At 74.9% G+C, this 26,948-nt stretch carries 3 protein-coding genes; all 3 read right to left on the bottom strand.

Going from position 1 to position 26,948, the window contains the following annotated elements; translation table 11 throughout:
• Positions 1-127: 127 nt before the first annotated feature.
• Positions 128-8,857 (bottom strand): type I polyketide synthase, encoded by an 8,730-nt coding sequence (locus AB0J55_RS25870; RefSeq protein ID WP_364253828.1) that lies wholly within the window; start codon positions 8,855-8,857, stop codon positions 128-130.
• A gap of 17 nt (positions 8,858-8,874) precedes the next feature.
• Positions 8,875-23,415, bottom strand: a complete 14,541-nt coding sequence (locus AB0J55_RS25865) for an SDR family NAD(P)-dependent oxidoreductase (RefSeq protein WP_364253407.1) — start codon at positions 23,413-23,415, stop codon at positions 8,875-8,877.
• 20 nt (positions 23,416-23,435) lie between these two features.
• The coding region (locus AB0J55_RS25860; protein ID WP_364253404.1) for an SDR family NAD(P)-dependent oxidoreductase at positions 23,436-26,948 on the bottom strand (3,513 nt) is incomplete at its 5' end.

The raw sequence follows: 26,948 nt of genomic DNA, 5'->3' as shown, positions 1-26,948 counted from the left end.
GCATCAAAGTGAGGCTATGGGACCGGTTTTGGGCCTACAACCCCTAAGAATCCCCCCTAACAGGGGCCCCTACGCAGGGAAATCCCGCTCCGGCACCGGAGCGGGATTTCCATTCTTTTTGCTGTCGCTACATTTTTCCGAGGTCGTTGTTGATGAATGCGAGAAGGGCATCGTCGTCGGCGAATTCCAGTTCGCCGGTATTCTTTTCCGGCTCGGCGTACCGGCTCAGCAGGGCCTGCAGCCGGACGGTGAGCTCGGTCCGCGTCAGCCGGTCGGGTTCACCGCCGTCCAGGGCGGCTTCCAGGCGGCCGAGTTCGGCGAGGACGCTCGGGGTGTCCTCCCCCAGCTGCGCCTGCAGGTGCCCGGCGAGCGCGTCGGGGGTGGGGTGGTTGAACACGAGGGTGGGCGGCAGCGTGAGCCCGGTGGCCGCGGCGAGCCGGGTCCGCAGCTCGACGGCGGTGAGCGAGTCGAAGCCGAGGTCGGTGAACGCGCGGTTCGGCTCGACCGCGGCGGCGGAGGCGTGCCCCAGCACCTGCGCGGCTTCGGCCCGGACGAGGGTGAGGAGCGCGGCCCGCTGTTCGGCGGGGGCCAGGCCGGCGAACCGGCTGGTCCCGGCCGGTTCCGGCGGTTCCGGGAGCCGGGCCTCGGGCAGTTCGCCGAGCAGCCGGCTCGGCCGGGTCGCGGTGAAGGCGGCCGCGAACCGCTCCCAGTCGACGTCGGCGACGACGACGTTGCTTCCCCCGGCGGTCTTGAGCGCGGCCAGGGCCCGGGCGGGCGCCATCGGCGTGAGCCCGCGGCGGCGGAGGTGGTCCTGCTCGGCTTGGCCGGCGGCCATGCCCCCGCCGTCCCAGGGTCCCCAGGCGATCGACGTGGCCACGCGCCCGCGGGCCCGGCGTTGCGCGGCGAGGGCGTCGAGCTGGGCGTTGGCGGCGGCGTAGGCGGTCTGGCCGCCGCTGCCCCAGACGCCGGCGATGGAGGAGAAGAGGACGAAGGCGTCCAGGTCGTCGCCGAGGAGTTCGTCGAGGTGCCGGGCGCCGTCGACCTTGGCTTCGAGGACGCGGGTGAAGTCGCGGTCGGTGAGGTCCGCGAAGGCGGTGGCCTGACTGACTCCGGCGGCGTGCACGACGGCGGTGATCTTCGGGAGGGTTTTCAGGGTCCGGGCGAGGTCTTCGCGATCGGTGACGTCACAGGCGACGACGGTGGCGGGCAGGTCCTCGACGAGCTCGGCGGCGCCGGGGGCCTCGGGGCCGCGGCGGCTGAGGAGGACGAGGTTTTCGGCGCCGTTCCGGGCGGCCCAGCGGGCGACGGTGGCGCCGAGGGCACCGGTGCCGCCGGTGATGAGGACGGTGCCGGCCGGGGTCCAGGAGGGGGCGGCGGGGAGGGGCGCGCGGACCAGGCGCCGGGCGAAGACGCCGGAAGGGCGGAGGGCGAGCTGATCTTCGCCACCGTTGTCTGTCACGATTCCCCACACGCGGGACACGTGCAGGTCGTCCGGGGTCTCCGGGACGTCGAGCAGGCCGCCCCAGCGATCCGGGGCCTCCAACGCCCATGCGCGCCCGAAACCCCACAACCCCGCCAGCTCCGGGTCTTCCGGCCTGTCATCGCCCGGGGCCGCGACCGCGCCGAGCGTCACGCACCACAGCTTGGCCGGTACCTCCGCCCTGGCCAGGGCGACCACATTGTCCAGTGCGTCGTCACCCGGTGCCGAGACCAGCAGCACTCCGTCCAGCGGTTCCGCCGACAGCTCGCCCGGCCCCACCACCGGCACCCCCGGCCGTGCCAACGCCTCCGCCCAGCAGCGGGCCGCGCCGGGGGCCGCGACGATCGCGTAGCGGCCGTCCGGGGTCGCCGGGCCGGGCTCCGGGGCCGGGACCCAGGTGACCCGGTAGCGCCACGATTCCGTCACCGCGGCCTCCGCACGCTCCCGGCGCCACGACGCCAGCGCCGGCAGCACCTTCGCCACGTCCGGCTCGGGCACGCCCGTCCCCGCGGACAAACCGGCCACGTCCGCGCGGTCGACCGCCGCCCAGAACTGGGCGTCCACTTCGCCGCCCACCGGACGCGGGGACGGCGCCGGCCAGAAGCGTTCCCGCTGGAACGCGTAGGTCGGCAGCGGGATCCGGTGGCCCGGCAGCGCCGTCCAGTCCACCGGCACCCCGTTCGCGTGCAACGCAGCCAAGGCGGTCATGAACGTTCGTTCTTCGTCACGGTCGCGTCGCAACGCCGGGATCGCCGTTCCCGGCACCATCGCGCTGAGCACGCCGTCCGGGCCCAGCTCCAGGAACACCCCGACGCCTGCGGTTTTCAGCGTCTCGACGCCGTCGGCGAACCGGACAGTTTCGCGCACGTGCCGGACCCAGTAGTCCGCGGTGAACGGCTCGGCGAGAGCACCGCTCACATTCGAGATCACCGGGATCTCCGGCCGGTGATAGGTCAGGCTTTCGGCGACCGCGCGGAACTCGGCCAGCATCGGATCCATCAGCGGCGAGTGGAACGCGTGGCTCACCTTCAGCCGCTTGGTCCTCGGGAACCCGGCCGCCACCGCCAGCACCGCGGCCTCGTCACCCGAGATCACCACCGACTCCGGGCCGTTCACCGCCGCAATGGAAACACCCTCGGTCAACGTGATCGCCGACTCCGGCGCGGCAATCGACACCATCGCCCCACCGGCGGGCAACGCCTGCATCAACGACGCCCGCGCCGCCACCAGCCGACAAGCGTCCACAAGAGACAGGACACCGGCGACGTGCGCCGCGGAGATCTCGCCGATCGAGTGGCCGGCCACGAAATCGGGCCGCACGCCCCACGAGGAAACGAGCCGGAACAACGCCACTTCGACCGCGAACAGCGCAGGCTGCGTGTACCCGGTGGAGTTCAATGAGGACCCGTCGAAGACGACCTCCCGCAGTGGACGGTCCAGCAGCCGGTCGAATTCGGCGCACACCGCGTCGAACGCCTTCGCGTACACCGGGAACCGGTCGTACAGGCCCCGGCCCATCCCGGCCCGTTGCGCCCCCTGGCCGGTGAAGAGCACTGCGAGCGAGCCCGCACCCACTTCCCCGCGGACCACCGCGGGATCCGGCGTGCCGTCGGAAAGCGCTGTCAAGCCGCGGACCAGGTCGTTGTCGTCCGCGGCGAGCACCACCGCGCGCCGGGACAGCGCCGCGCGCGTGTTCGCCGACGAGAAGGCGACGTCCGGCAACGCCCCGCGTTCGGCGACGAGCAGCCGCCGGGCCTGCTCGCGCAGCCCGGACTCCGTCCGCGCGGAGAGCGGCACCGGAAGCAGCCCCGCCGGCGCGGTGTCGTGGACCACGACGTCGTCCGGCGCCTGCTCCAGGATCGTGTGCGCGTTCGTGCCGGAGATCCCGAACGACGAGACGCCCGCGCGGCGCGGCCGGTCGGACGGCCACTTCCGGGCCTCCGTCAGCAGCTCCACCGCCCCCGAGCGCCAGTCCACATGAGACGATGGCGTGTCGGCGTGGAGCGTCTGCGGCAGGACGCCGTTCCGCATGGCCAGCACCATCTTGATGACCCCGGCGACACCGGCGGCGGCCTGCGTGTGCCCCAGGTTCGACTTCACCGACCCCAGCCACAGCGGCTCGTCGCGCTCCTGGCCGTAGGTGGCCAGCAGCGCCTGGGCTTCGATCGGGTCGCCCAGTTCGGTGCCGGTTCCGTGCGCTTCGACGACGTCCACATCGGACGGTTTCAGCCCGGCGTCGGCCAGCGCCGCCCGGATCACCCGTTGCTGCGACGGGCCGTTCGGTGCCGTCAGGCCGTTCGACGCGCCGTCCGAATTGACCGCCGAACCGCGCACCACGGCCAGCACCTCGTGCCCGAGCCGGCGCGCGTCCGACAACCGCTCCACCAGGAGCAGGCCCGCGCCTTCGCCCCAGCCGGTGCCGTCGGCCGCTTCGGCGAACGCCTTGCAGCGGCCGTCGGGGGCGAGGCCGCCCTGCCGGTCGAACTCCACGAACGCGCCGGGCGTCGCCATCACCGTGACACCGCCGGCGACGGCGAGGTCGCACTCGCCCGCCCGCAGCGCCTGCCGCGCCCAGTGCAGCGCGACCAGCGACGACGAGCACGCCGTGTCCACGGTGACCGCCGGGCCTTCCAGGCCGAACGCGTACGCGATCCGGCCGGACATCACGGCGGCCGCGTTGCCCGTGCCGACGTACCCGGCGACGTCGTCACCGGCGTCGGCGAGCAGCACCGGGTAGTCCTGGCCGTTGGTGCCGGCGAAGACGCCGATCCGTTCGCCGCGGACCGAGCGCGGGTCCAGGCCCGCCCGCTCGAACAGCTCCCACGCCGTCTCGAGGAGGATGCGCTGCTGCGGGTCCATGGCCAGGGCTTCGCGGGGCGAGATGCCGAAGAGGGCGGCGTCGAAATCCGCGGCGTTTTCGAGGAATCCGCCCGGCCGGACGGCGGCGTGGTCCGGCCAGCCGCGGTCGGCGGGCGGCGCGGACCGGGCGTCGGCACCGCGCGCGACGAGCTCCCACAGGTCCTCCGGCGACCCGGCCCCGCCGGGGAACCGGCAGGCCATCGCGACGATCGCGATCGGCTCGTCGTCGCCGGCGGTGACCGCGACCGGCGCGGCGAGAGCAGCGCTCTCGTTTGAGAGCAGGCTGTAAAGATGCCGGGCCAGGGTGGCCGGGTCGGGGTGGTCGTAGGTCAGGGTGGCGGAGAGGTCCAGACCGGTGGCCGACCGGAGACGGTTGCGCAGTTCGACCGCCGAGAGCGACGTGAACCCGAGGTCGCTGAAGGCGCGGCCGCGATCGACCGCGGCCGCCGACGAGTGCCCCAGCACCGCGGCGACGTGCTCGCGGACGAGGTTCAGCACGCCCGCCTCGGTGACCTCGACGGCGGGGCGCTCCGCGCGCGGAGCGAGTTCGGCGAGCAGCGGGCTCGGCCGGGAGGCGGTGAACGCCGGGCCGAACACCGTCCAGTCGACGTCGGCGATCGCGACGGTCGTGTCCCCCGCGGCCAGCGCTTCCGCCAGGACGTCCAGCGCGACGCCGGGGTCGAGCGGACGGAGACCCGCGGCACCGAGCCGGGCGGTGACCGCGGCATCGGCCATCCCGCCGCCGGCCCACGGCCCCCAGGCGACGGAGCAGGCGGGCAGCCCGGCGGCGCGGCGCGTCTCGGCGAGGGCGTCGAGCCGCGCGTTGGCGGCGGCGTACGCGGCTTGGCCGGCCGCGCCGAGGGTGCCCGCGAGGCCGGAGAAGAGGACGAAGGCGTCGAGATCGCGGGTCAGTTCGCCGAGGTGGACGGCCCCGGTGACCTTGGCCGCTTCGACCTGGGCGAGCCGCTCGGGGGTGAGGGTGCCGAGGACACCGTCGTCGAGGACACCGGCGGCGTGCACGACGACGCGGAGGTCATCGCCGAGGCGCTCGACGAGCGCGGCGAGGGCGGCACGGTCGGTGACATCGCAGGCTTCGACGACGGTTTCGGTCCCGGCGGCGGTGAGTTCGGCGGCCAGCTCGGCGGCGCCGGGGGCGGCGGCGCCGCGGCGGGAGGTGAGGACGAGCCGGTCGGCCCCGTTGCCGGCGGCCCAGCGCGCGACGCGGGTGCCCAGCGCGCCGGTGCCACCGGTGATCAGGACGGTGCCGCGGAGCCGCCAGTCATGCGGATTCGCCGCGGCGCGGGGGTGGAGGCCGCCCGCGGCCGGGGCGGTGCTGCCCGCCCGCTCATCCGTCTCCATCTCCCGCACCCCGGCGCTGCTGATGCGCGGGGCTGCCACCAGGCGCCGCCCGAAGGCTCCTGAATCGCGGATCGCCACCTGGTCCTCGTTGCCGCTTAACACCGCCAGCAGGCGTTCGGCCACCCGCTCGTCCACTGTGGACGGCAGATCGACCAACCCACCCCAGCGCTCCGGTACCTCCAAAGCCGCGCTGCGGCCGAAGCCCCAGATTGCCGCCTGCTCCGGGGCCGTCAGCGCGTCCGTCGGGCCGGTCGTGACCGCGCCGCGGGTCAGGCACCACAGCGGTGCCTTGATCCCCGCGTCGCCGAGGGCCTGGGTCACCGCCATCGTCGTGGCCACGTCGCCGCCTACCGAAAGCACGCCGGTCCACGGCCGGCCTGCCTCCGGACGCAGGCGGTCAGTCAGCTCGGCACGGGAAGCCACCGGCAACGGCACCACGCCGGTGAGCAGCTCCTCCAGGCGGGCCGCGGTTTCGTCGTCCTCGGGTGAGAGCAGCAGCCACTGCCCCGGCTCGCCGGCTTCCAGGCCGAGCGGTGTCCACTGTGTCCGGTACCGCCGGGCGGGCGCGTCCCGTCGGGGCGCCCGGCCGCCGAGCCAGTAGTGCCGCCGCTGGAAGGGATAAGTCGGCAGGTCCGCCCGGGTCTCGCTGGGCAAGAACGACGTCCAGTCCACCTCGACGCCGTGGACGTGCAGCGTCGCCAGCGCGGTCAGCAGCGACTGCTCCTCCTCGCGGTCACGGCGCAACGCCGGCACCGCGACCCCGGGCACCATCGAGCTCAGCACCCCGTCGGGCCCGAGCTCCAGGAACACCCCGGCCCCCGCGGCCGTCAACGTCGAGACACCGTCCGCGAAGCGAACCGTCTCCCGGACGTGCCGCACCCAGTACTCCGCCGTGAACGGCGAAGCGAGAGCACCGCTCACATTCGAGATCACCGGTATCTCCGCCGGGTGGTACGTCAGGGACTCCGCCACGGCCCGGAAGCCGGCCAGCATCGGATCCATCAACGGCGAGTGGAACGCGTGACTCACCGGCAGCCGCTTGGTCTTCGGGAACCGAGCCGCCACCGCCAGCACCGCGGCCTCGTCGCCGGAGATCACCACCGACTCCGGGCCGTTCACCGCCGCGATCGAGACCCCCTCGGGCAAGTCCACAGCGGACTCGGGCGCGGCTATCGCCACCATCGCCCCACCGGCAGGCAACGCCTGCATCAACGAAGCCCGCGCCGAAACCAGGCGACAAGCGTCCTCAAGGGACAGGACACCGGCCACGTGCGCCGCCGAAATCTCCCCGATCGAATGCCCGGCCACGAAATCCGGCCGGACACCGAAGGACGAAACAAGGCGGAACAACGCCACCTCGAGCGCGAACAACGCCGGCTGCGCGGCCCCGGTCGCGTCCAAACCGGACCCGGCACCGAACACCAGGTCCCGCACCGGGACGTCGAACCGCGCACACACCTCGTCGAAGGCCTCGGCATACACCGGGTACCGCTCGTACAGCGCACGGCCCATCCCGGCCCGCTGCGCGCCCTGCCCGGTGAACAACACCACCAGCCCACCCGGCACGACCCGGCCGCGCACCACGTTCGGCGCCTCGCCCCCGGCAGCCAGCGCCGACAGCCCGGTCCGCAACGACCCGGCCGTGCCGAACACGACCGCCCGGTCCTCGAACGCCGTGCGGCCGGCGAGGGCGGCGCCCACGTCCGGCAGGTCCCCGCCGGTCAACGGCACGAGCGCGGCGGCCTGCGCGGACAGCGCGTCCGTGCCGCGGGCCGACAGCAGCCACGGGACCGGCCCGGCCGGTTCGCTCGCCGGCACCGCGGCCGGAGGCGGCACCTCCTCCAGGATCACGTGCGCGTTCGTCCCCGAGATCCCGAACGACGACACCCCCGCCCGCCGCGGCCGGTCGCCGGACGGCCACTCGCGCGCGGAGGTCAGCAGCTCCACCGCCCCGGACGACCAGTCCACCTGGGACGAGGGGGTGTCCACGTGCAACGTCCGCGGCAGCACGCCGTGGCGCATCGCCAGCACCATCTTGATCACGCCACCGACGCCCGAAGCCGATTGCGCGTGCCCGATGTTCGACTTCAGCGACCCCAGCCACAGCGGCGTGGCACGGTCCTGCCCGTAGGTGTCCAAAAGGGCCTGCGCCTCGATCGGATCACCCAGCGCCGTGCCGGTACCGTGCGCCTCCACCACATCCACGTCCGAAGTGGACAGACCGGCCGCCGCCAGCGCGGCCGTGATGACCCGGCGCTGCGACGGGCCGTTGGGCGCGGTGAGGCCGTTCGACGCGCCGTCGGAGTTCACCGCCGATCCGCGCACCACCGCCAGCACCGGGTGCCCGTGCCGCCGCGCGTCCGACAGCCGCTCGACCAGCAGCAGGCCCGCACCCTCGGCCCAGCCGGTGCCGTCCGCCGCGTCCGCGAACGCCTTGCAGCGCCCGTCGGCCGCCAGGCCGCCCTGCCGGTCGAACTCCGCGAAGGTGCCCGGTGTGGCCATCACCGTCACGCCGCCGGCGATCGCGAGGGTGCACTCGCCACGCCGCAGGGCCTGCGCGGCCAGGTGCAGGGCGACCAGCGACGACGAGCACGCGGAGTCGATCGTCACCGACGGGCCCTCCAGCCCGAGGTGGTAGGACAGCCGCCCGGACAGCACACTCCCGGCCGTCCCGGTGAGCAGGTAACCGGCCACTTCGTCGTCATCGGCCTCGGTGCCATACCCCGACGCAGCACCGCCGATAAACACCCCAGTATTGCTGCGTCGCAACGACTTCGGCGTGATGCGGGCCCGTTCCAGGAGTTCCCACGACGTCTCCAGCAGCAACCGCTGCTGCGGGTCCATGGCGAGCGCCTCGCGGGGCGAGATGCCGAAGAACGCGGCGTCGAACTCGCCGGCGTCGTGGAGGAAGCCGCCCTGGAACCGGTCCGCCGGCCAGCCGCGCCCCTCGGGGAAGCCGCCGATCGCGTCGGTGCCGCTGTCCACCAGCCGCCACAGGTCGTCGGGCGAGCCGACGCCACCGGGGTAGCGGCAGCTCATGGCCACGATCGCGACGGGCTCGGAGTCCCGGGCCTCGACGTCGGCGAGCCGGTCGCGGGTGTCCTTCAGATCGGCCGTGACAAACTTGAGGTAGTCACGGAGTTTCTGCTCGTTGGCCATGGCCGCCCCACTGTCGTTCACGAAGTCCGGAAAGTGCTGTCGATGAAGTCGAAGAGTTCGTCGTCGCCGGCGCTCCCGAGGTCGGTGCCGCCGGACAGCTCGGTCCAGCGCGCGAGGACCCCCCTCAGCCGCGCGGTGATCTCGGCGCTCGCCAGGTCCTCCTCGGTGACGGTCTCGAACGCGGCTTCCAGCCGGTCGAGCTCGTCGAGCAGGCTGACACCGGCTGCCTCTCCACCGCCGAGCCGGCGGTCCAGTTCCTCGGCCAGGTCCACGGCGGTCGGGTGGTCGAAGGCCAGCGACGCGGGCAGGCTGAGCCCGGTCCCGGCGGCGAGCCGGTTGCGCAGCTCGACGGCCATCAGGGAGTCGAAGCCGAGCTCCTTGAACGCGCGTTCGGCCCCGACCGCCGCGGCCGAGCCGTGCCCGAGCACGCCCGCCACCTGGTCCAGGACCAGCGCGAGCAGCGCCTTCGGCCGCTCTCCGGGCGGCAGCAGGGGGAAGCCGGCGGGCTCCGGTTCGGCCAGCGCGGCCCGCACCGCCGGGAGTTCGGCCAGCAGCGGCCGCGGCCGGGCGGCGGTGAAGACCGGTGCGAAGCGGTCCCAGTCGACGTCGGCGACCACGACGGCCGTGTCGTCGGCGGCGAGGGCGCGCCGGAAGGCCGCCACGCCCCGGGCGGGGTCGATCGGCGGGAGGCCGCGCCCGCGCAGCATGCGCACGGCGTCGGCGCCGGCCGCCATCCCGGACCCGGCCCACGGGCCCCAGGCGATCGCGGTCGCGGGCAGCCCGCGCCCGCGGCGGTCTTCCGCCAGCGCGTCGAGGAACGCATTAGCCGCGCCGTACACCGCCTGTTCGCCGCTGCCCCAGACCCCGGAGATCGAGGAGAACAGCACGAACGCGTCCAGGTCGTGGCCGCGGGTCAGCTCGTCGAGGTGCCGTGCACCGGCGACCTTGCCGGCCAGGACCGCCGGCACCTCCTCGGGCGTGATCGCGGTGAGCGGGCCGTGCTGGCCGGTGCCGGCGGCGTGCACGACGGCGGTCAGCGGCAGATCCGCCGGGATCGCCGCGAGGACTTCCGCCAGGGCGTCCCGGTCCGCCGCGTCGCAGGCGGCGAGGGTGACGCGGACGCCCAGCGCCGACAGCTCGGCCGCCAGCTCGGCCGCACCGGGTGCTTCCGCGCCGCGACGGCCGGTGAGCACGAGGTGCTCGGCGCCCGCCGCGGCGAGGTCGCGGGCGACGGCCGCGCCGAGCGCGCCGGTGCCGCCGGTGACCAGGACCGTGCCGCGGGGCCGCCAGTCGCGCGTCTCCCCGGCGGGGGCGGGGACGAGCCGGCGGGCGAAGACGCCGTCCGGGCGGATGGCGACCTCGTCCTCGGTGCCGTCGGCGAGGACCGCGGCGAGCCGGGCGCCGGCCGCCGCGTCGAGCGTCTCGGGCAGGTCGGCGAGGCCGCCCCAGGCCGACGGCAGCTCCAGGGCCGCGATCCGGCCGAAGCCCCAGGTGGTCGCCTGGTCCGGGCGGGAGGCGCCGTCGACCGCGCCCCGGGTGAGGCACCACAGCCGGGCCGGGACGCCGGAATCGGCGAGCGCCTGGGTGAGGGTGAGGTTCGCGGCGAGCCCGGCCTCGGCGTCGCCGCCGAAAGCCAGGAGGGACACGACGCCTTCGACGTCGGCGTGGTCGCGCAGCAGGGCGGTCAGCGCGGCGCGGTCCCGGCGCCCGGGTTCGACCACCGGCTCGGCCCCGTGCGCGGCCAGCGCCTGCGCCACTTCCGCGGCCGGCCCGTCCGCGTCGAGGACCAGCCAGCGGCCGCTCAGCCGGCCCGCGGTCCCGGCCACGAGCCGCCAGCCGACGCGGTACCGCCAGCTGTCCACAGTGGACGCCTGGGGCACGGACGCGGGTTCGAGCCAGAAGTGGGACCGCTGGAAGGCGTAGGTCGGCAGTTCGGTCCGCCGGGCGCCCGGCAGGAGCACCGAGGCGTCGAGCGGGTACCCGGCGGTCCGCAGCCGGGCGAACGCGGTGACCAGCGCCCGCGGCTCGTCCTCGCCCGCCCGCAGCGCGGGGATCGCCGGGACGTCGGTGCTGTCGGCCGCCATCGCCGACAGGACGCCGTCGGGGCCGAGTTCCAGGAAGGTGCTCGCGCCCAGTTCGGCGAGGGTGCGGACGGCGTCGGCGAACCGGACCGTGCCCCGCACGTGCCGCACCCAGTAGTCCGGTGTGGACGGTTCGGCGAGCGCGCCGGTCAGGGTCGACACCACCGGGATCACCGGCTCGTGGTAAGTCAGTTTCCCCGCCACCGCCCCGAATTCCCCCAGCATCGGGTCCATCAGCGGCGAGTGGAAGGCGTGGCTGACGCGCAGCCGCTTGGTCTTGACGCCGCGGGCCGCGAACTCCCCGGCCACGGCGAGCACGGCGGTTTCCTCGCCGGCGATCACCGTGGCGGCGGGCCCGTTGACGGCGGCGATGCCGACGCCGTCGGTCAGCGCGGCCCGGACGTCGGCCTCGGGTGCGCCGACGGCGATCATCGCGCCGCCTTCGGGCAGGGCCTGCATCAGGTTCGCCCGCGCGGCGACCAGCGTGCACGCGTCGGGCAGCGACAGCACGCCGGCGACGTGCGCGGCAGCGAGCTCGCCGATCGAGTGCCCGGCCACGAAGTCCGGCCGGACGCCCCACGACTCGACGAGCCGGAACAGGGCGACTTCCAGGGCGAAGATCGCCGGCTGCGCGTGCCCGGTCCGGTCGAGCCGCGTCGTTTCGACGTCGCCGAGCAGGGCGCGGACCTCGTCGAAGGCCCGGGCGAACACCGGGAACCGGGCGTACAGCTCGCGGCCCATCCCGGGCCGTTGCGCACCCTGCCCGGTGAAGAGCACGGCGAGCCGTCCGGGGTTCCCGCTGCCGGTCAGGACGCCGAGGTCGCCGCCGGCGATCGCGGCCAGCCCGGCCAGCAGCTCGGGACCGGTCTCGCCGACGACCGCGGCGCGGTGACCGAGGTCGGCCCGGGTGGTGGCCAGGCTGAGCGCGACATCGGCAGGATCCACCTCACGGCCGTCCAGGAACTCGCGCAACCGGGCGGCCTGGGCCCGCAGCGCCGCCGGGCTCTTGGCCGACAGCAGCCACGGCACCGGCCCGGCGACCGGCTCGCGTTCCGCGGCGACGACGTCCGGAGCCTCCTCCAGGATCGTGTGGGCGTTGGTACCCGAAATCCCGAACGACGACACCCCCGCCCGCCGAGGTCCGTCCGAAGTCCATTCGCGACGCTCGGTCAGCAGCTCGACCGCGCCGGCCGTCCAGTCCACCTGCGACGAAGGCGTGTCGACGTGGAGGGTCCGCGGGAGGACGCCGTGGCGCATCGCCATGACCATCTTGATCACGCCCGCGACGCCGGCCGCGGCCTGCGTGTGGCCCAGGTTCGACTTCACCGAACCGAGCCACAACGGCGTTTCCCGGTCCTGGCCGTAGGTCGCCAGCAGGGCCTGGGCTTCGATCGGGTCGCCGAGTTTCGTGCCGGTGCCGTGCGCCTCCACAGCGTCCACTTCGGACGAGGACAGCCCGGCGTCGGCGAGCGCCGCGCGGATCACCCGTTGCTGCGACGGGCCGTTCGGGGCCGTGAGGCCGTTCGACGCCCCGTCCGAGTTCACCGCCGAACCCCGCACCACGGCCAGGACCTCGTGCCCGTGGCGACGCGCATCCGACAGCCGCTCGACCAGCAGCAGCCCGGCACCTTCGGCCATGCCGGTCCCGTCCGCGGCCTCGGCGAACGCCTTGCACCGGCCGTCCCCGGCCAGGCCGCGCTGCTGGCTGAAGGCGAGCAGGACGCCGGGCGTCGGCATGACCGTGACACCGCCCGCGAGCGCGAGATCGCATTCGCCGCGCCGCAGCGCCTGCACCGCCAGATGCAACGCCACCAGGGACGACGAGCACGCCGTGTCCACGGTGAGCGCCGGACCTTCGAGGCCGAACACGTACGACAGCCGTCCCGACGCCACCGACGACGTGCCGCCGGTCATCAGGTGTCCCTCGAGCCCGTCGGTGGCCGCGCCGGTGCCGTAGCCGGAGGTGGCGGCGCCGATGAACACCCCGGTCCGGCTGCCGCGGACCGACGCCGGGTCGATCCCGGCGCGCTCGAACGTTTCCCACGTCGTTTCGAGCAGCAGCCGCTGCTGCGGGTCCATGGTCAGGGCCTCGCGCGGGGAGATGTCGAACAGCTCCGGGTCGAACCCGCCCGCGCCGGTCACGAAGCCGCCGCTGCGGGTGTAGACGCGGCCCGGGGTCCCGGGTTCGGGCGCGTACAGCCCGTCGAGGTCCCAGCCGCGGTCGGCGGGGAACGGCGAGATCGCGTCGACGCCGTCGGCCACCAGGGACCACAGGTCTTCGGGTGAAGCGACCGAGCCCGGGTAGCGGCAGCTCATCCCGACGATGACGACCGGGTCGTCGCCCGTCGCGGCGGCGGTGACCGCCTGCACCGCCGGCGTGTCGGCACCCAGCAGCCCGGTCCGCAGGAAGGTCACCAGGGCCGCCGGGGCCGGGTGGTCGAACACGAGCGTCGCGGGCAGCCGCAGGCCGGTCGCGGCGCCGAGGCGGTTGCGCAGCTCGACGGCGGTCAGCGAGTCGAAGCCGAGTTCGGCGAACGACCGCGTCGGTTCGATGTCGCCGGCGGTGTCGTGGCCGAGCACCGCGGCCACGTGGTCGCGCACCAGGTCCAGCAGGCGGCGGTCGCGTTCGGCCGCGGGCAGCGTCCGCAGCCGGGCGGCCAGGTCACCGTCGCCCGCGGCGACGGCCGCGGTCCGGCGGGTGGCGCGGACGAGCCCGCGCAGCAGGGGCGGGACCGGGCCGTCCGCCGCGGACAGGTCGAGCCGGGCCGGGATCGCGAGGGTCTCGCCGCGGGCGATGGCCGCGTCGAACAGGGCCAGGCCTTCGGCGCCGGACAGCCCGGTCATCCCGCCGCGGGCCATCCGGGCCAGGTCGGCGGCGCCGAGGTGACCGGTCATCCCGCTGGCCTCCGCCCACAGGCCCCAGGCCAGGGACACGCCGGGGAGGCCGAGCGCCCGGCGGTGCGCGGCCAGGGCGTCGAGGGCGGTGTTCGCGGCCGCGTAGCTGCCCTGCCCGGCAGTGCCGAACACGCCCGCGGCGGCCGAGAACAGCACGAACAGCGCCAGATCCGTGTCCCGGGTCAGCTCGTGCAGAGCGACCGCGGCGTCCACCTTGGGCCGGAGCACGTCCGCGAGTTTCGCCGGATCGAGGCTGGTCAGCAGGCCGTCGTCGAGCACGCCGGCGGTGTGCACGACCCCGGTCAGCGACCGGCCGGCCAGCAGCCCGGCCAGCGCGTCGCGGTCGGCGGCGTCGCACGCGGCGATCGTCACCTCGGCGCCGAGGGCGGTCAGGTCCCCGGCCAGGTCCGCGGCGCCGGGCGCGTCCGGCCCGCGGCGGCTGAGCAGCAGCAGCCGCCGGACGCCGTGCGCGGTCACCAGGTGCCGCGCGATGCGGGCGCCGAGCGTGCCCGTGCCGCCGGTGACGAGGACGGTGCCGTCCGGGTCGAGGGGCCGCGGCAGGGTCACGACGTTCTTGCCGACGTGCCGGGCCTGGCTGATGAACCGGAACGCCTCCGGCACCTGCCGCACGTCCCAGGTCCGGCGCGGCAGCGGGGTCAGCGCGCCGGCGGCGAAGAGCCCGGCGAGTTCGCGCAGGATCTCCTGCAGGCGCTCGGGTCCGGCCTCGACGAGGTCGAACGCGCGGTACCGGACGCCTTCGTGCGCGCGGGCGACTTCTCCGGCGTCCCGGACGTCGGCCTTGCCCATCTCGACGAACCGGCCGCCGCGGGGCAGCAGCCGGAGGGACGCGTCGACGAACTCGCCCGCGAGGGCGTCGAGCACGACGTCGACGCCGCGGCCGCCGGTCGCCGTGCGGAACTGGTCCTCGAAGGACAGTGACCGGGAGTCTCCGATGTGGACGTCGTCGAGGCCGAGATCCCGCAGCACGTCGTGCTTTCCGGTGCTCGCCGTCGCGAACACCTCGGCGTTCCGCCACCGGGCCAGCTGGACGGCGGCCATGCCGACCCCGCCCGCGGCCGCGTGCACGAGCACGGACTGCCCCGGCTGCAGGCCACCGAGGTCGAACAGGCCGTAGTAGGCGGTGGCGAACGCGACGGGCACGGCCGCGGCGTCGGCGAAGCTCCAGCCCGCGGGCATCGGCGTCACCAGGCGGTGGTCGGTGACCGCGACCGGGCCGAGCGCGCCGGTGAACAGGCCGGTGACGCGGTCGCCGGCGGCGAGCCCGCGCACCCGCTCCCCGGTTTCCAGCACGACACCGGCGGCCTCGCCGCCCATCAGCGCCTGCCCGGGGTACATGCCGAGGGTGATCAGGACGTCGCGGAAGTTCAGCCCGGCCGCGCGGACCGCGACGCGGATTTCGTCCGGTCCGAGGGCCGTTCCGGGAACCGGGAGGGCCGCGAGGCCGTCTAGCGTGCCGGTGCCGGTGGTGCCGACGCGCCAGGCGTCGCCCGCGGGCAGCGTCAGCTCGGCGGCCGGGCGGGCCAGCCGCGCGGCGAGCAGCGTCCCGGCACGGGCCGCGACCTGCGGTTCGCCGGAGGCCAGGGCGGTCCCGATGGCGGCTTCGCGGTCCGCACGCTCGTCGACGTCCAGGAGCACGAACCGGCCCGGGTGCTCGGACTGGGCCGCGCGGATCAGGCCCCAGGCCGGGGCCTGGGCGAGGCCGGGCACCGGGTCGCCGGGCAGCGCGGCGAGCGCGCCGGTGGTGAGCACGACCAGCCGGGACGCGGCGAACCGCTCGCCGGCCACCCATTCCTGGGCGGTCGTGAGGACCTGGTCGATGCCGGTGACCGGCAGGACCACCGCGTCCGGCACGGCGTCCAGCTCGGCCAGCGGCCCGGTCAGCCAGGCGAACTCCGGAGCGTCGCCGGTCGTGGTGAGCGGGACCCATTCCGTGCGGAACAACGCGTCCGGCACGTCGTCCACAGTGGACGACGTCACCTGGAACGCGAGGGAGCCGATGCTCGCGACCGGGTCCCCGGCGGGGTCGGTGGCCACGACCGACACGGCGTTCGGGCCGGCCGCGGCGAGCCGCACGCGCAGGGCGGTGGCCCCGGCGGCGAACAGGGCGACGTCGGTGAAGGCGAACGGCAGCCGAGCCCGGCCGTCGCCGGGGAAGAACCCGCCGAGGCCCAGCGCGTGCAGGGCGGCGTCGAGCAGGGCCGGGTGGACGGCGAACGCGTCGGTGGCGGGCAGGGCCACCTCGGCGAACACCTCGCCGTCGCCGCGCCAGGCCGCCCGCAGGCCGCGGAAGGCGGGCCCGTAGTGGTAGCCGGCGTCGGCGAGGGCGGCGTAATGGGCGTCGACGTCGAGCGGTTCGGCGCCGGCGGGCGGCCACTCCGCGGGGGTCACGGCGGGTTCGGGTGTCCCGGGTGCGAGGACGCCCTGGGCGTGCCGAGTCCAGCGCGTGCCGGGCCGGTCGGAGCGGGCGCTGATGGTGACGCCGCGGCGGCCGTCGGCGCCGGGTTCGCCGACGACGACCTGCAGCTGGACGCCCCCGGTGGCGGGCACGGCCAGCGGCGCGCCGAGGGTGAGCTCTTCGACGGTGCCGCACCCGGCGTGGTCCCCGGCGTGGAGGGCGAGTTCGGCGAACGCCGTGCCGGGCAGCAGGGCCGCGCCGAGGATGTCGTGGTCGGCGAGCCAGGGGTGGGCCTGCCGGGACAGCCGTCCGGTGAGGACGAGCCGGCCGTCGTCGGCGAGGGTGGTCGCGGCGCCGAGCAGCGGGTGGTCGACGGCGCCGAGGCCGAGCCCGGCGGCGTCGCCGGTGCGGGCGGCCGGGCGGGGCCAGTACTGCTTGCGCTGGAAGGCGTACGTGGGGAGGTCGACGACGTGGGCGTCCGGGAAGGCCGGGGTCCAGTCGACCGGGACCCCGTTGACGTGGGCCTCGGCGAGGGCGGTGTGGAAGCGGGTCAGGCCGCCGTCGTCCCGGCGCAGGCTTCCCAGTGCGACGACGTCCTCGCCGAGCGCCATGGTCAGGACCGGGTGCGGCGAGGCCTCGATGAAGGTGCCGAAGCCTTCGCCCTTCAGCCGCTCGATCGCGGTGTCCAGGCGGACCGGGTGGCGGAGGTTGGCGTACCAGTACCCGGCGTCGACGTTTTCGTTCCACTCCCCCGTCACCGTCGAGAGGAAGGCGGTCTCGCCGCGGCGGGGGGTGATCGGGGCCAGGACGCCGAGGATCTCGGCACGCAGCTGCTCGACCTGGGCCGAGTGGGAGGCGTAGTCCACCGGCACCCGCTTGGCACGAACACCGTCAGCTTCGCAGGATTCGATCAGTTCGGCGAGGGCGCCCGGTTCGCCGGACACCACCACCGCGGCGGGACCGTTCACCGCCGCGATCGACAGTCCCTCGGTCAGCCGACCTTCCACGACGTCAAGCGGAGCTGCCACCGAAACCATGCCGCCGCGTCCGGCCAGCGCCAGGATGGCCTTGCTGCGCAATGCCACGACGCGAGCACCGTCCTCAAGGGACAGTGCACCCGAGACCACGGCAGCGGCGATCTCGCCCTGGGAGTGGCCGACGACCGCGTCCGGCACCACGCCGAACGACCGCCACAGCTCGGCCAGCGACACCATCACCGCGAACAGCGCGGGCTGCACGACATCGACCCGGCTCAACGCTTCCGCGTCGGCCAGGACGTCCCGCAGTGACCAGTCCACACAGGAGCCGAGAGCGCTCGCGCACTCGTCGAGCCGGGCCGCGAACACCGGTGACGCCCCGGCCAGTTCGAGGGCCATCCCGGCCCACTGCGAACCCTGCCCCGGGAACACCAGGGCGACCTTGCCGGGAGCTTCGGCCACGCCGGTGACGACGTTCGCCGCCGGGACGTCCTCGGCCAAGGCGGCCAGGCCCTCGGCAAGGTCGCCGACCACGACCGCGCGATGCGGCAACGAAGCACGAGTGGTGACCAGGGAGAAGCCGACGTCCGCGGGCGACTCGCCGACCTTGGCGAGCAGGGCCTGCGCCTGTCCGCGCAACGCCTCGGCCGACCGTGCCGACAACACCCACGGCACCGCACCCGACCCCGCGGTCGGCGCCGGGCTGGGCTCGGGCACGGCCTCCAGGACGGTGTGCGCGTTGGTCCCGCTCATGCCGAACGACGACACCGCGGCCCGCAGCGGACGGTCGGCGGTCCACTCGCGCGGCTCCGTCAGCAGCTCGACCGCACCCGCCGTCCAGTCCACATGGGACGATGGGGTATCGACGTGCAAGGTCCGCGGCAGCACGCCGTGCCGCATCGCCATCACCATCTTGATCACGCCGGCCACGCCCGCCGCCGCCTGGGTGTGGCCGATGTTCGACTTCACCGAACCCAGCCACAGCGGCGTTTCCCGCGCCTGGCCGTAGGTGGCCAGCAGGGCCTGCGCCTCGATCGGGTCCCCGAGCGTCGTGCCGGTGCCGTGCGCTTCGACCACGTCGACGTCCGCTGTGGACAGACCGGCGTCGGCCAGTGCGGCGCGGATGACCCGCTGCTGGGCCGGGCCGTTCGGTGCGGTCAGGCCGTTGGACGCGCCGTCGGAGTTGACCGCCGAGCCGCGGACCACGGCCAGCACGCGGTGCCCGTTCCGCCGGGCGTCCGAAAGCCGTTCCAGCAGCAGCAGGCCCGCCCCTTCGCCCCAGGCCGTGCCGTCCGCGGCTTCCGCGAAGGCCTTGCAGCGGCCGTCGGGCGCCAGGCCGCGCTGGCGGCTGAACTCGACGAACGTCCCGGGCGTGGCCATCACCGTGACCCCGCCGGCCAGCGCCATCGAGCATTCGCCGAGCCGCAGCGACCGGACGGCCAAGTGCAATGCCACCAGCGACGACGAGCACGCGGTGTCGACGGAGACGGCCGGGCCCTCCAGTCCGAAGGTGTAGGCCAGCCGGCCCGAGGCGACGCTCGCCGCGTTGCCGGTGGCGAGGTGCCCCTCCAGGACGTCGGCCGAATCCAGGAGCAGGGTCGTGTAGTCGTGGCTGTTCGTGCCGGCGAACACCCCGGTCCGGCTGCCGCGCACGGTCGCCGGGTCGAGGCCCGCGCGCTCGAACGCTTCCCACGCGAGTTCCAGCAGGAGCCGCTGCTGCGGGTCCATCGCGAGCGCTTCGCGCGGGGAGATGCCGAAGAACGCGGCGTCGAACCCGCCTGCCGCCTCGAGGAACGCCCCTTCGGTCACGGTCACCGAGCCGAGGCGGGCCGGGTCGGCGTCGTACAGGTTCTCCAGGTCCCAGCCGCGGTCCGCCGGGAAGCCCGACACCGCGTCCGCGCCTTCGGACACCAGGCGCCACAGGTCTTCCGGCGAGGCGACCCCGCCCGCGTACCGGCAGCTCATCGCGACGATGGCGATGGGTTCGTCGGCCGCGGTCACCGTCGCGGGGGCGTGCTCGGCCGTGCCGCCCAGGACACCGGCGCGCAGGTGCCCGGCCAGCGCGACCGGCGTCGGCCAGTCGTAGACGAGCGTCGCCGGCAGGGTGAGCCCGGTTTCCGCGCTCAGGGCGTCCCGGAACTCGACCGCGGTCAGGGAGTCGAAGCCGATCTCCTGGAAGGCGCGGTCCGGGGCGACGGCGGCCGCGCTCGGGTGCCCGAGGACCGCGGCGGCCTGGTCGCGGACGAGCTGCAGCAGCACCTCGCCGGCGACGGCCGGGGTCAGGCCGCGCAGCCGGGCGACGAGCCCTCCAGGCTCGCTCATCGGCTCGTCGGCGGTGGCTTCGGGGATGGTGGCCAGCAGCGGGCTCGGCCGCCGGGAGGTGAAGGCCGCGGTGAACCGGGCCCAGTCGACGTCGGCGACGGTGACGTTCGTGTCGCCGCCCGCGGCCTGCAGCAGAGCCGAGACGGCCGCATCCGGTTCCAGCGCGCGGAGGCCGCGGCGCCGCAGGTAGTCCTCGGCGTCGTTGTCGGCGGCCATCCCGCCGTCCGCCCACGGGCCCCAGGCCACCGCGGTGGCGGCCAAGCCGCGGGCGCGGCGGGCTTCGGCCAGTGCGTCGAGGTAGGCGTTGGCGGCGCCGTAACAGCCCTGCTGCCCGCTGCCCCACACCCCGGCGATCGAGGAGAAGAGGACGAACGCGTCGAGGTCGGTGTCGGCGAGCAGCTCGTCGAGGTGCCGCGCACCGGTCGCCTTGGCCGCCCACTGCGCGGCGAAGTCGTCCGCTTCGGACAGTGGGGCGGACCGGACGATCCCCGCCGTGTGCACGACGGCGGTCAGCCCGGGACTGACCCGGTCCAGGAGTTCCGCGACGAAGTCCCGATCCGCGACGTCGCCGGCGGCGAATGTCACGCGGGTGCCGAGGCCGGCCAGCTCGGCGCCGAGTTCGGCGGCCCCGGGCGCGTCGGCGCCCCGGCGGGAGACGAGCACGAGGTGGTCGGCGCCTTCGCGGGCGAGGCGGCGGGCGACGTGCGCACCGAGCGCGCCGGTGCCGCCGGTGACGAGCACCGTGCCGCGCGGCGTCCACGCCGGCCCGGGGGGCGGGGCGTGCTCGAGCCGGCGCCCGAAAGCTCCTTCCGCCCGCAGCGCAACCTGGTCTTCGCTTCCGCCGAGCAGAGCCCGGAACCGCCCGGGGTCCACAGTGGACGAGAGGTCGATCAGGCCGCCCCAGCGGCCGGGGTGTTCGAGCGCGGCGACGCGGCCGAGGCCCCAGACGGCGGCCTGGTCCGGGTCCGGCGCGGGGTCCGCCTCGGTCACGCGGACCGCGCCCGAGGTGACGCACCACAGTGGTGCTTCGATGCCCGCTTCGCCGAGGGTCCGGTGGAGGTCGATCGTCCGTTCCGGACCGGCGCCACCGAGCACGACGACCGGTTCGATGCCGTGGAGGTCCGCGGGGGTGACCGGGCCGTCGAGCCGCACGACCCGGCCGTCCCAGCCGGCCAGCGCGGCTTCGAGCCGTGGGGACGGGTCGACGACGAGGCAGTCCCCGGCCGGCCCGGGGGTGTCGGCGATCTCCAGGGGCGTCCACGTGACCCGGTACCGGCCGGCGGGCGCATCGAGTGCGCCTTCGCCTGGTGCCGGCCAGAAGCGTTCCCGCTGGAAGGGGTACGTCGGCAGGTCGGCGCGCGGGCCGGCGGGCAGGTAGGCGGCCCAGTCGACGGCGCCGCCGCGGACCCACACCCCGGCGAGGGCGGTCAGGAGGGTCCGCTCTTCCGGCCGGTCGCGCCGCAGGGCCGGGACCGCGGCGCCGCCGACCAGCGCGCTGAGCACGCCGTCGGGACCGAGTTCGAGGAAGGTGCGGACGCCTTCGGCTTCGAGGGTGGCGACACCGTCGGCGAACCGGACGGCTTCCCGGACGTGCCGCACCCAGTAGTCCGCGGTGAACGGCTCCGCGAGAGCGCCGCTCACATTCGAGATCACCGGTATCGCCGCCGGGTGGTAGGTCAGGGTTTCCGCGACCGCGCGGAACTCCGCCAGCATCGGATCCATCAGCGGCGAGTGGAACGCGTGACTCACCTTCAGCCGCTTGGTCTTCGGGAACTGCGCCGCGATCGCCAGCACCGCAGCCTCGTCACCCGAGATCACCACCGACTCCGGGCCGTTCACCGCCGCAATGGAAACGCCTTCGGTCAGCGTGATCGCCGACTCCGGCGCCGCGATCGACACCATCGCCCCACCAGCGGGCAACGCCTGCATCAACGACGCCCGCGCCGAAACCAGCCGGCAAGCGTCCTCAAGGGACAGCACACCGGCAACGTGGGCGGCCGAGATCTCCCCGATCGAATGCCCCGCCAGGAAATCCGGGCGCACACCGAAGGACTCGACCAGCCGGAACAGCGCCACTTCGACCGCGAACAACGCGGGCTGGGTGAACTCGGTCCGGTCCAGCAGCTCAGCATCCTCGAAGGCGGCGCGCAGCTGCGAGCCGAAATGCGCGCACACCGCGTCGAAAGCCGAAGCGTAGACCGGGAACAGGTCGTACAGCTCCCGGCCCATCCCGATCCGCTGGGCACCCTGGCCGGTGAACAGCACCGCCAGCCGGGCATCCTCGCGGACCTCTCCGGTGACCACCTTCGCCTCGAGGACGACCGCGCGGTGCTCGAACGCCGTCCGGGTGAGCAGCGTCCGGGCGATCTCCGCCGGGTCGGCCGACACCTCGGAAAGCCGGGAAATCTGCTCCTGCAAAGCTTCCGGTGACTTCGCCGACAACACCCACGGCGTGAGCGTGCCCACCGGCGCCTCCGCGGGCACCGGCTCGGCAGGCGGAACGGACTCGAGAATCGTGTGCGCGTTGGTGCCACTGACCCCGAACGAGGACACCGCGGCCCGCAGGGGACGGTCGGCCGCCCACTCGCGTGCTTCGGTCAGCAGCTCCACCGATCCGGCCGACCAGTCCACATGGGACGAGGGTGCGTCGACGTGCAGGGTCTTCGGGAGGACGCCGTGGCGCATGGCCATGACCATCTTGATCACCCCGGCCACACCGGCCGCGGCCTGGGTGTGCCCGATGTTGGACTTCACCGAACCCAGCCACAGCGGCGTTTCCCGCACCTGGCCGTAAGTCGCCAGCAGCGCCTGGGCTTCGATCGGGTCGCCCAGGGTCGTCCCGGTGCCGTGCGCCTCGACCACATCGATGTCCGAAGTAGACAGGCGCGCACTGTCCAAGGCGGCCTGGATCACGCGCTGCTGGGCCGGGCCGTTCGGCGCGGTCAGGCCGTTGGAGGCGCCGTCGGAGTTGACCGCCGAGCCGCGGACGACCGCGAGCACCGCGTGGCCGTTACGCTGCGCGTCCGACAGCCGTTCCACCAGCAGGACGCCCACGCCTTCGCCCCAGCCGGTGCCGTCGGCCGCCTCGGCGAACGCCTTGACCCGGCCGTCCGGGGCGAGCCCGCGCTGGCGGCTGAACTCCACGAACGTCCCGGGCGTGGCCATCACGGTCACCCCGCCGGCCAGCGCGAGGTCGCACTCGCCCTGGCGCAGCGCCTGTGTGGCGAGGTGCAGGGCGACCAGCGACGACGAACACGCCGTGTCGACGGTCAGCGCCGGGCCCTCGAAGCCGAACTGGTACGCCAGCCGCCCGGAGACGACGCTGGCGGCGTTGCCGGTGCCGAGGTAGCCCTCGACGTCCTCGGCCGACGACCGCAGCAGCGTGGCGTAGTCCTGGCCGTTGGAGCCGGTGAACACGCCGGTCCGGCTGCCGCGCAGCGCCGCCGGGTCGATCCCGGCCCGCTCGAACGCCTCCCACGACGTCTCCAGCAGCAGCCGCTGCTGCGGGTCCATGGCCAGGGCTTCCCGCGGCGAGATCCCGAAGAACCCGGCGTCGAACAGGTCCGCGTCGTGCAGGAAAGCGCCTTCTCGCGCGTAGGTCGTGCCCGGACGGCCGGTGTCGTCGAACAGCGACGCCGTGTCCCACCCCCGGTTGGCCGGGAAGGCCGTGACGGCGTCCCCGCCGCGGGCCACCAGGTCCCACAGCGCCTCCGGCGAGCGCACGCCGCCGGGGAACCGGCAGGCCATCGCGACGATGGCGATCGGCTCGGTCGCGGCCTCGACGAGCTGCCGGTTCCGCCGCCGCAGCCGCTCAGCCTCCTTGACGGAGGCGCGCAGCGCGTCGAGCACCTTCTCGGGCGTGGCCATGGTTCAGCTCCAGGAGTGGGTCATCGGGAATCGGTACCGTCCAGCGCCAGCCGCACCAGTGCCTCGGCGTCCAGGTCGTCGACGTCGCCGGGGTCGCCGGCCGGCGCGTCGAGCCCGGTCAGTTCCAGCAGGGCCGTCATCAGCCCGGCGTCGCGGAACCGGGCCAGCGGCACGGTGGCCAGCGCCGCCCGGATGCGGGCTTCCTCGGGGTCGGCCGCGGCGCCGGGCCGCAGGACGCCGAGCAGGTGCGCGGCCAGCGCGGCCGGGGTGGGGTGGTCGAACACGACCGTCGCCGGCAGGGCGACGCCGGCCGCGGCCGCCAGGCGGTTGCGGAACTCCACCGAGGTCAGGGAGTCGAAGCCGAGCTCGGTGAACGGCCGGGCCGCGCCGACGGCGTCGGCGCCCCGGTGTCCCAGCGCGACCGCCGCTTCGGTGCGGACAAGATCCAGCAGGGTCCGCTCGGCGTCCGCTTCGGACAGTCCGGCCAGCTTCTCCCCCAGGCCGGTTTCGGCGACCTCCGCGTCCAGGACCTGCCGCGCTTGCGGCACACCACGCAGCAGGGCGCTCGGGCGGGCGGAGGTGAAGGCGGGTACGAACCGCGTCCAGTCGACGTCGGCCAGGGTCAGCGTGGTCTCGTCGCGGCCGACCGCGGCGGCCAGCGCGCGGAGGGCGAGGGCGGGTGGCAGCGGCGTCAGGCCGCGGCGCCGCAGGTAGTCCTCGGCGTCGTGGTCGGCCGCCATGCCGCCGCCGGCCCACGGGCCCCAGGCGAGCGCGGTCGCGGTCCGGCCCGCGGCCCGGCGGCGCCGGGCGAGCGCGTCGAGGTGGGCGTTGGCCGCGGCGTAGGCGGCTTGGCCGCCGCTGCCCCAGATCCCGGCGATGGACGAGAACAGCACGAAGGCGTCGAGCTCGGTGTCGCCGAGCAGCACGTCGAGGTTTTCGGCGCCGGTCACCTTGGCGGCCAGGATGTCGGCGAAGGGCCCCGGGTCCGGATCGTCCAGCGGTGTCGCGCCGCCGGCCCCGGCCGTGTGGACGACGGCGGTCAGGTCGTCGCGGATGTCACCGAGCACCGCGGCGAGGGCGGTCCGGTCGGCGACGTCGCAGGCCGCGATCGTCACCTGGGCGCCCAGCGCGGTCAGCTCGGCTTCGAGCTCGGCCGCGCCCGGTGCCTGCCGGCCGCGGCGGCTGGTGAGGACGATCCGGGCGGCGCCCGCGGTGGCCAGCCAGCGGGCGACGTGGGCGCCGAGAGCGCCGGTGCCGCCGGTGACGAGCACGGTGCCGCGCGGCTGCCACGGGCGGCCGGCGGGGGCGCCGGTGACCGGGGTGAGCCGCCGGGCGAACCGGCCGTCCGGGCGGAGGGCGACCTGGTCCTCGGCCGGGTCGGCCAGGGCCTGGACCAGGAGTTCGCCGGTCCCGTCGGTGAAGTCCGCGGGGATTTCGATCAGGCCGCCCCAGGCGTCCGGCCGGTCGAGCGCGGCGGTGCGGCCGAGTCCCCGGACCTGGGCCTGGACGGCGTCGCCGGCCCGGGTGATCATCCACACGGGAGTGTCCGGAAGGGACCGAAGCAGGGTGAGGGTCGCCGCCACCCCGGGCGGGACGGCGCCCGTTCCGGGGGTGAGGGCGAGCAGGGACAGGACGGCGTCCGCGGTCCGGCCCGCCTCGGCGAGTTCGCCGGCGGCCGGGTCGTCGAGCCGCGTGAGTTCCACTCCGCGCGTGACGAGGGCCGCTTCGACCTGGTCGCCCAGGCGGGTTTCCGCGGCCGGGACGGCCAGCAGCCAGCGCCCCGGCGGGGTGGCAGCGGTTTCGGGGACCGGTTCCCAGCCGACCCGGTACCGCCATCCGTCCACAACGGACTCCGCGGTGTGCTGCCGCCGCCAGGACGACAGGGCAGGGAGCAGCGCGGTCAGGGACGCGCGCTGGTCCTCGTCGATCGCCAGGGTGCCGGCGAGCTCGCCGACGTCCTCGCGTTCGACCGCCGACCAGAACGCGGTGTCCGAGGCCGGGGCGGCCGCTTCCAGCCAGTAGTGCTCGTGCTGGAAGGCGTAGGTGGGCAGGTCCACGCGCCCGGCGGGAGCGAAGACCGCGGCCAGGTCCGCCGGTGCGCCGTTGGCGAACAGCGTCGCCAGGGCGGTCAGGGCCGCTTCGCCGTCGGGGCGGTCGCGCCGCAGCGAGGGCACCACCACGGCGTCTCCCGAGAGGCTGTCGCGGGCCATCGAACTGAGGACGCCGTCCGGGCCGAGCTCGAGGAAGAACCGGGTGCCTTCGGCTTCCAGGGTGGTGATGCCGTCGGAGAACCGGACGGCTTCCCGCACGTGCCGCACCCAGTAGTCCGCCGTGAACGGCTCGGCGAGAGCACCGCTCACATTCGAGAGCACCGGTATTTCCGCGGGGTGGTAGGTGACCTTGTCGGCGGCCGCGCGGAACTCGTCCAGCATCGGGTCGAGGTGCGGGGAGTGGAAGGCGTGGCTGACGCTGAGCCGCTTGGTCCGCACGCCCCGGCCGGCGAACTCGGCGGCGACGGCGAGGACCGCGGATTCGTCGCCGGAGACGACGACCGATGCCGGGCCGTTGACCGCGGCGATCGAGACTTGGTCCCCGAGCCGCGGCCGTACCTCGGCCTCGGGGGCCGCGATCGACACCATCGCGCCGCCCTTCGGCAGCGCCTGCATCAGCGCGGCCCGCGCGGACACGAGCAGGCAGGCGTCTTCCAGGGAGAACACCCCGGCCACGTGCGCGGCGGCGAGCTCCCCGATCGAGTGACCGGCGACGAACGACGGCCGGACACCCCACGACGCGAACAGCCGGTAGAGCGCGACTTCGACGGCGAACAGCGCGGGCTGGGTGAAGCCGGTCTCGTCCAGGCCGGGCGCATCGCCGAAGACGACATCGCGGACGGGAACGGTGAACTCGGCACAGATCCGGTCGAAGGCGGCGGCGTAGACGGGGAACCGGTCGTAAAGTTCACGGCCCATGCCGGCCCGCTGCGCGCCTTGGCCGGTGAAGAGGATGGCGAGCCGGCCGGGCCCGGCGGTGCCGCGGACAACGCCGGGCGCGGATTCCCCGGCGGCCAGGGAGTTCAGCTTGGTGAGGAGTTCGGCTCGGTCGCGGCCGAGAACGACGGCACGATCTTCGAACTGCGCACGGGTGGCGAGCAGCGCCCCGGCAACGGCGGCTGGACCGGCGACGGATGCGGCCGGGTCGCGCTCGGCCGACGAGATTCCCGCCACCGCGGAGTCGCGCGCCTCGGCAAGCGCCGGCTCGGTCCCGACCGGCGAAACCCCCGCCACCGCGGAGTCGCGCGCCTCAGCAAGCGCCGGCCCGGTCCCGACCGGCGAAACCCCCGCCACCGCGGAGTCACGCGCCTCAGCAAGCGCCGGCTCGGTCCCGACCGGCGAAACCCCCGCCACCGCGGAGTCACGCACCTCAGCAAGCGCCGGCCCGGTCCCGACCGGCGAAACCCCCGCCACCGCGGAGTCGCGCGCCTCAGCAAGCGCCGGCCCGGTCCCGACCGGCGAAACCCCCGCCACCGCGGAGTC

It is taken from the genome of Amycolatopsis sp. NPDC049688, assembly GCF_040674975.1.
GTDB lineage: Bacteria > Actinomycetota > Actinomycetes > Mycobacteriales > Pseudonocardiaceae > Amycolatopsis.
Note: the sequence above shows the minus strand (reverse complement) of the source record. Positions and strands in the feature narration are given on the sequence as shown.

Excerpts from the sequence above, each read along its gene's own strand:
- AB0J55_RS25870 (WP_364253828.1), bottom strand. The coding sequence starts at position 8,857 with ATGGCCAACGAGCAGAAACTCCGTGACTACCTCAAGTTTGTCACGGCC.
- AB0J55_RS25865 (WP_364253407.1), bottom strand. The coding sequence starts at position 23,415 with ATGGCCACGCCCGAGAAGGTGCTCGACGCGCTGCGCGCCTCCGTCAAG.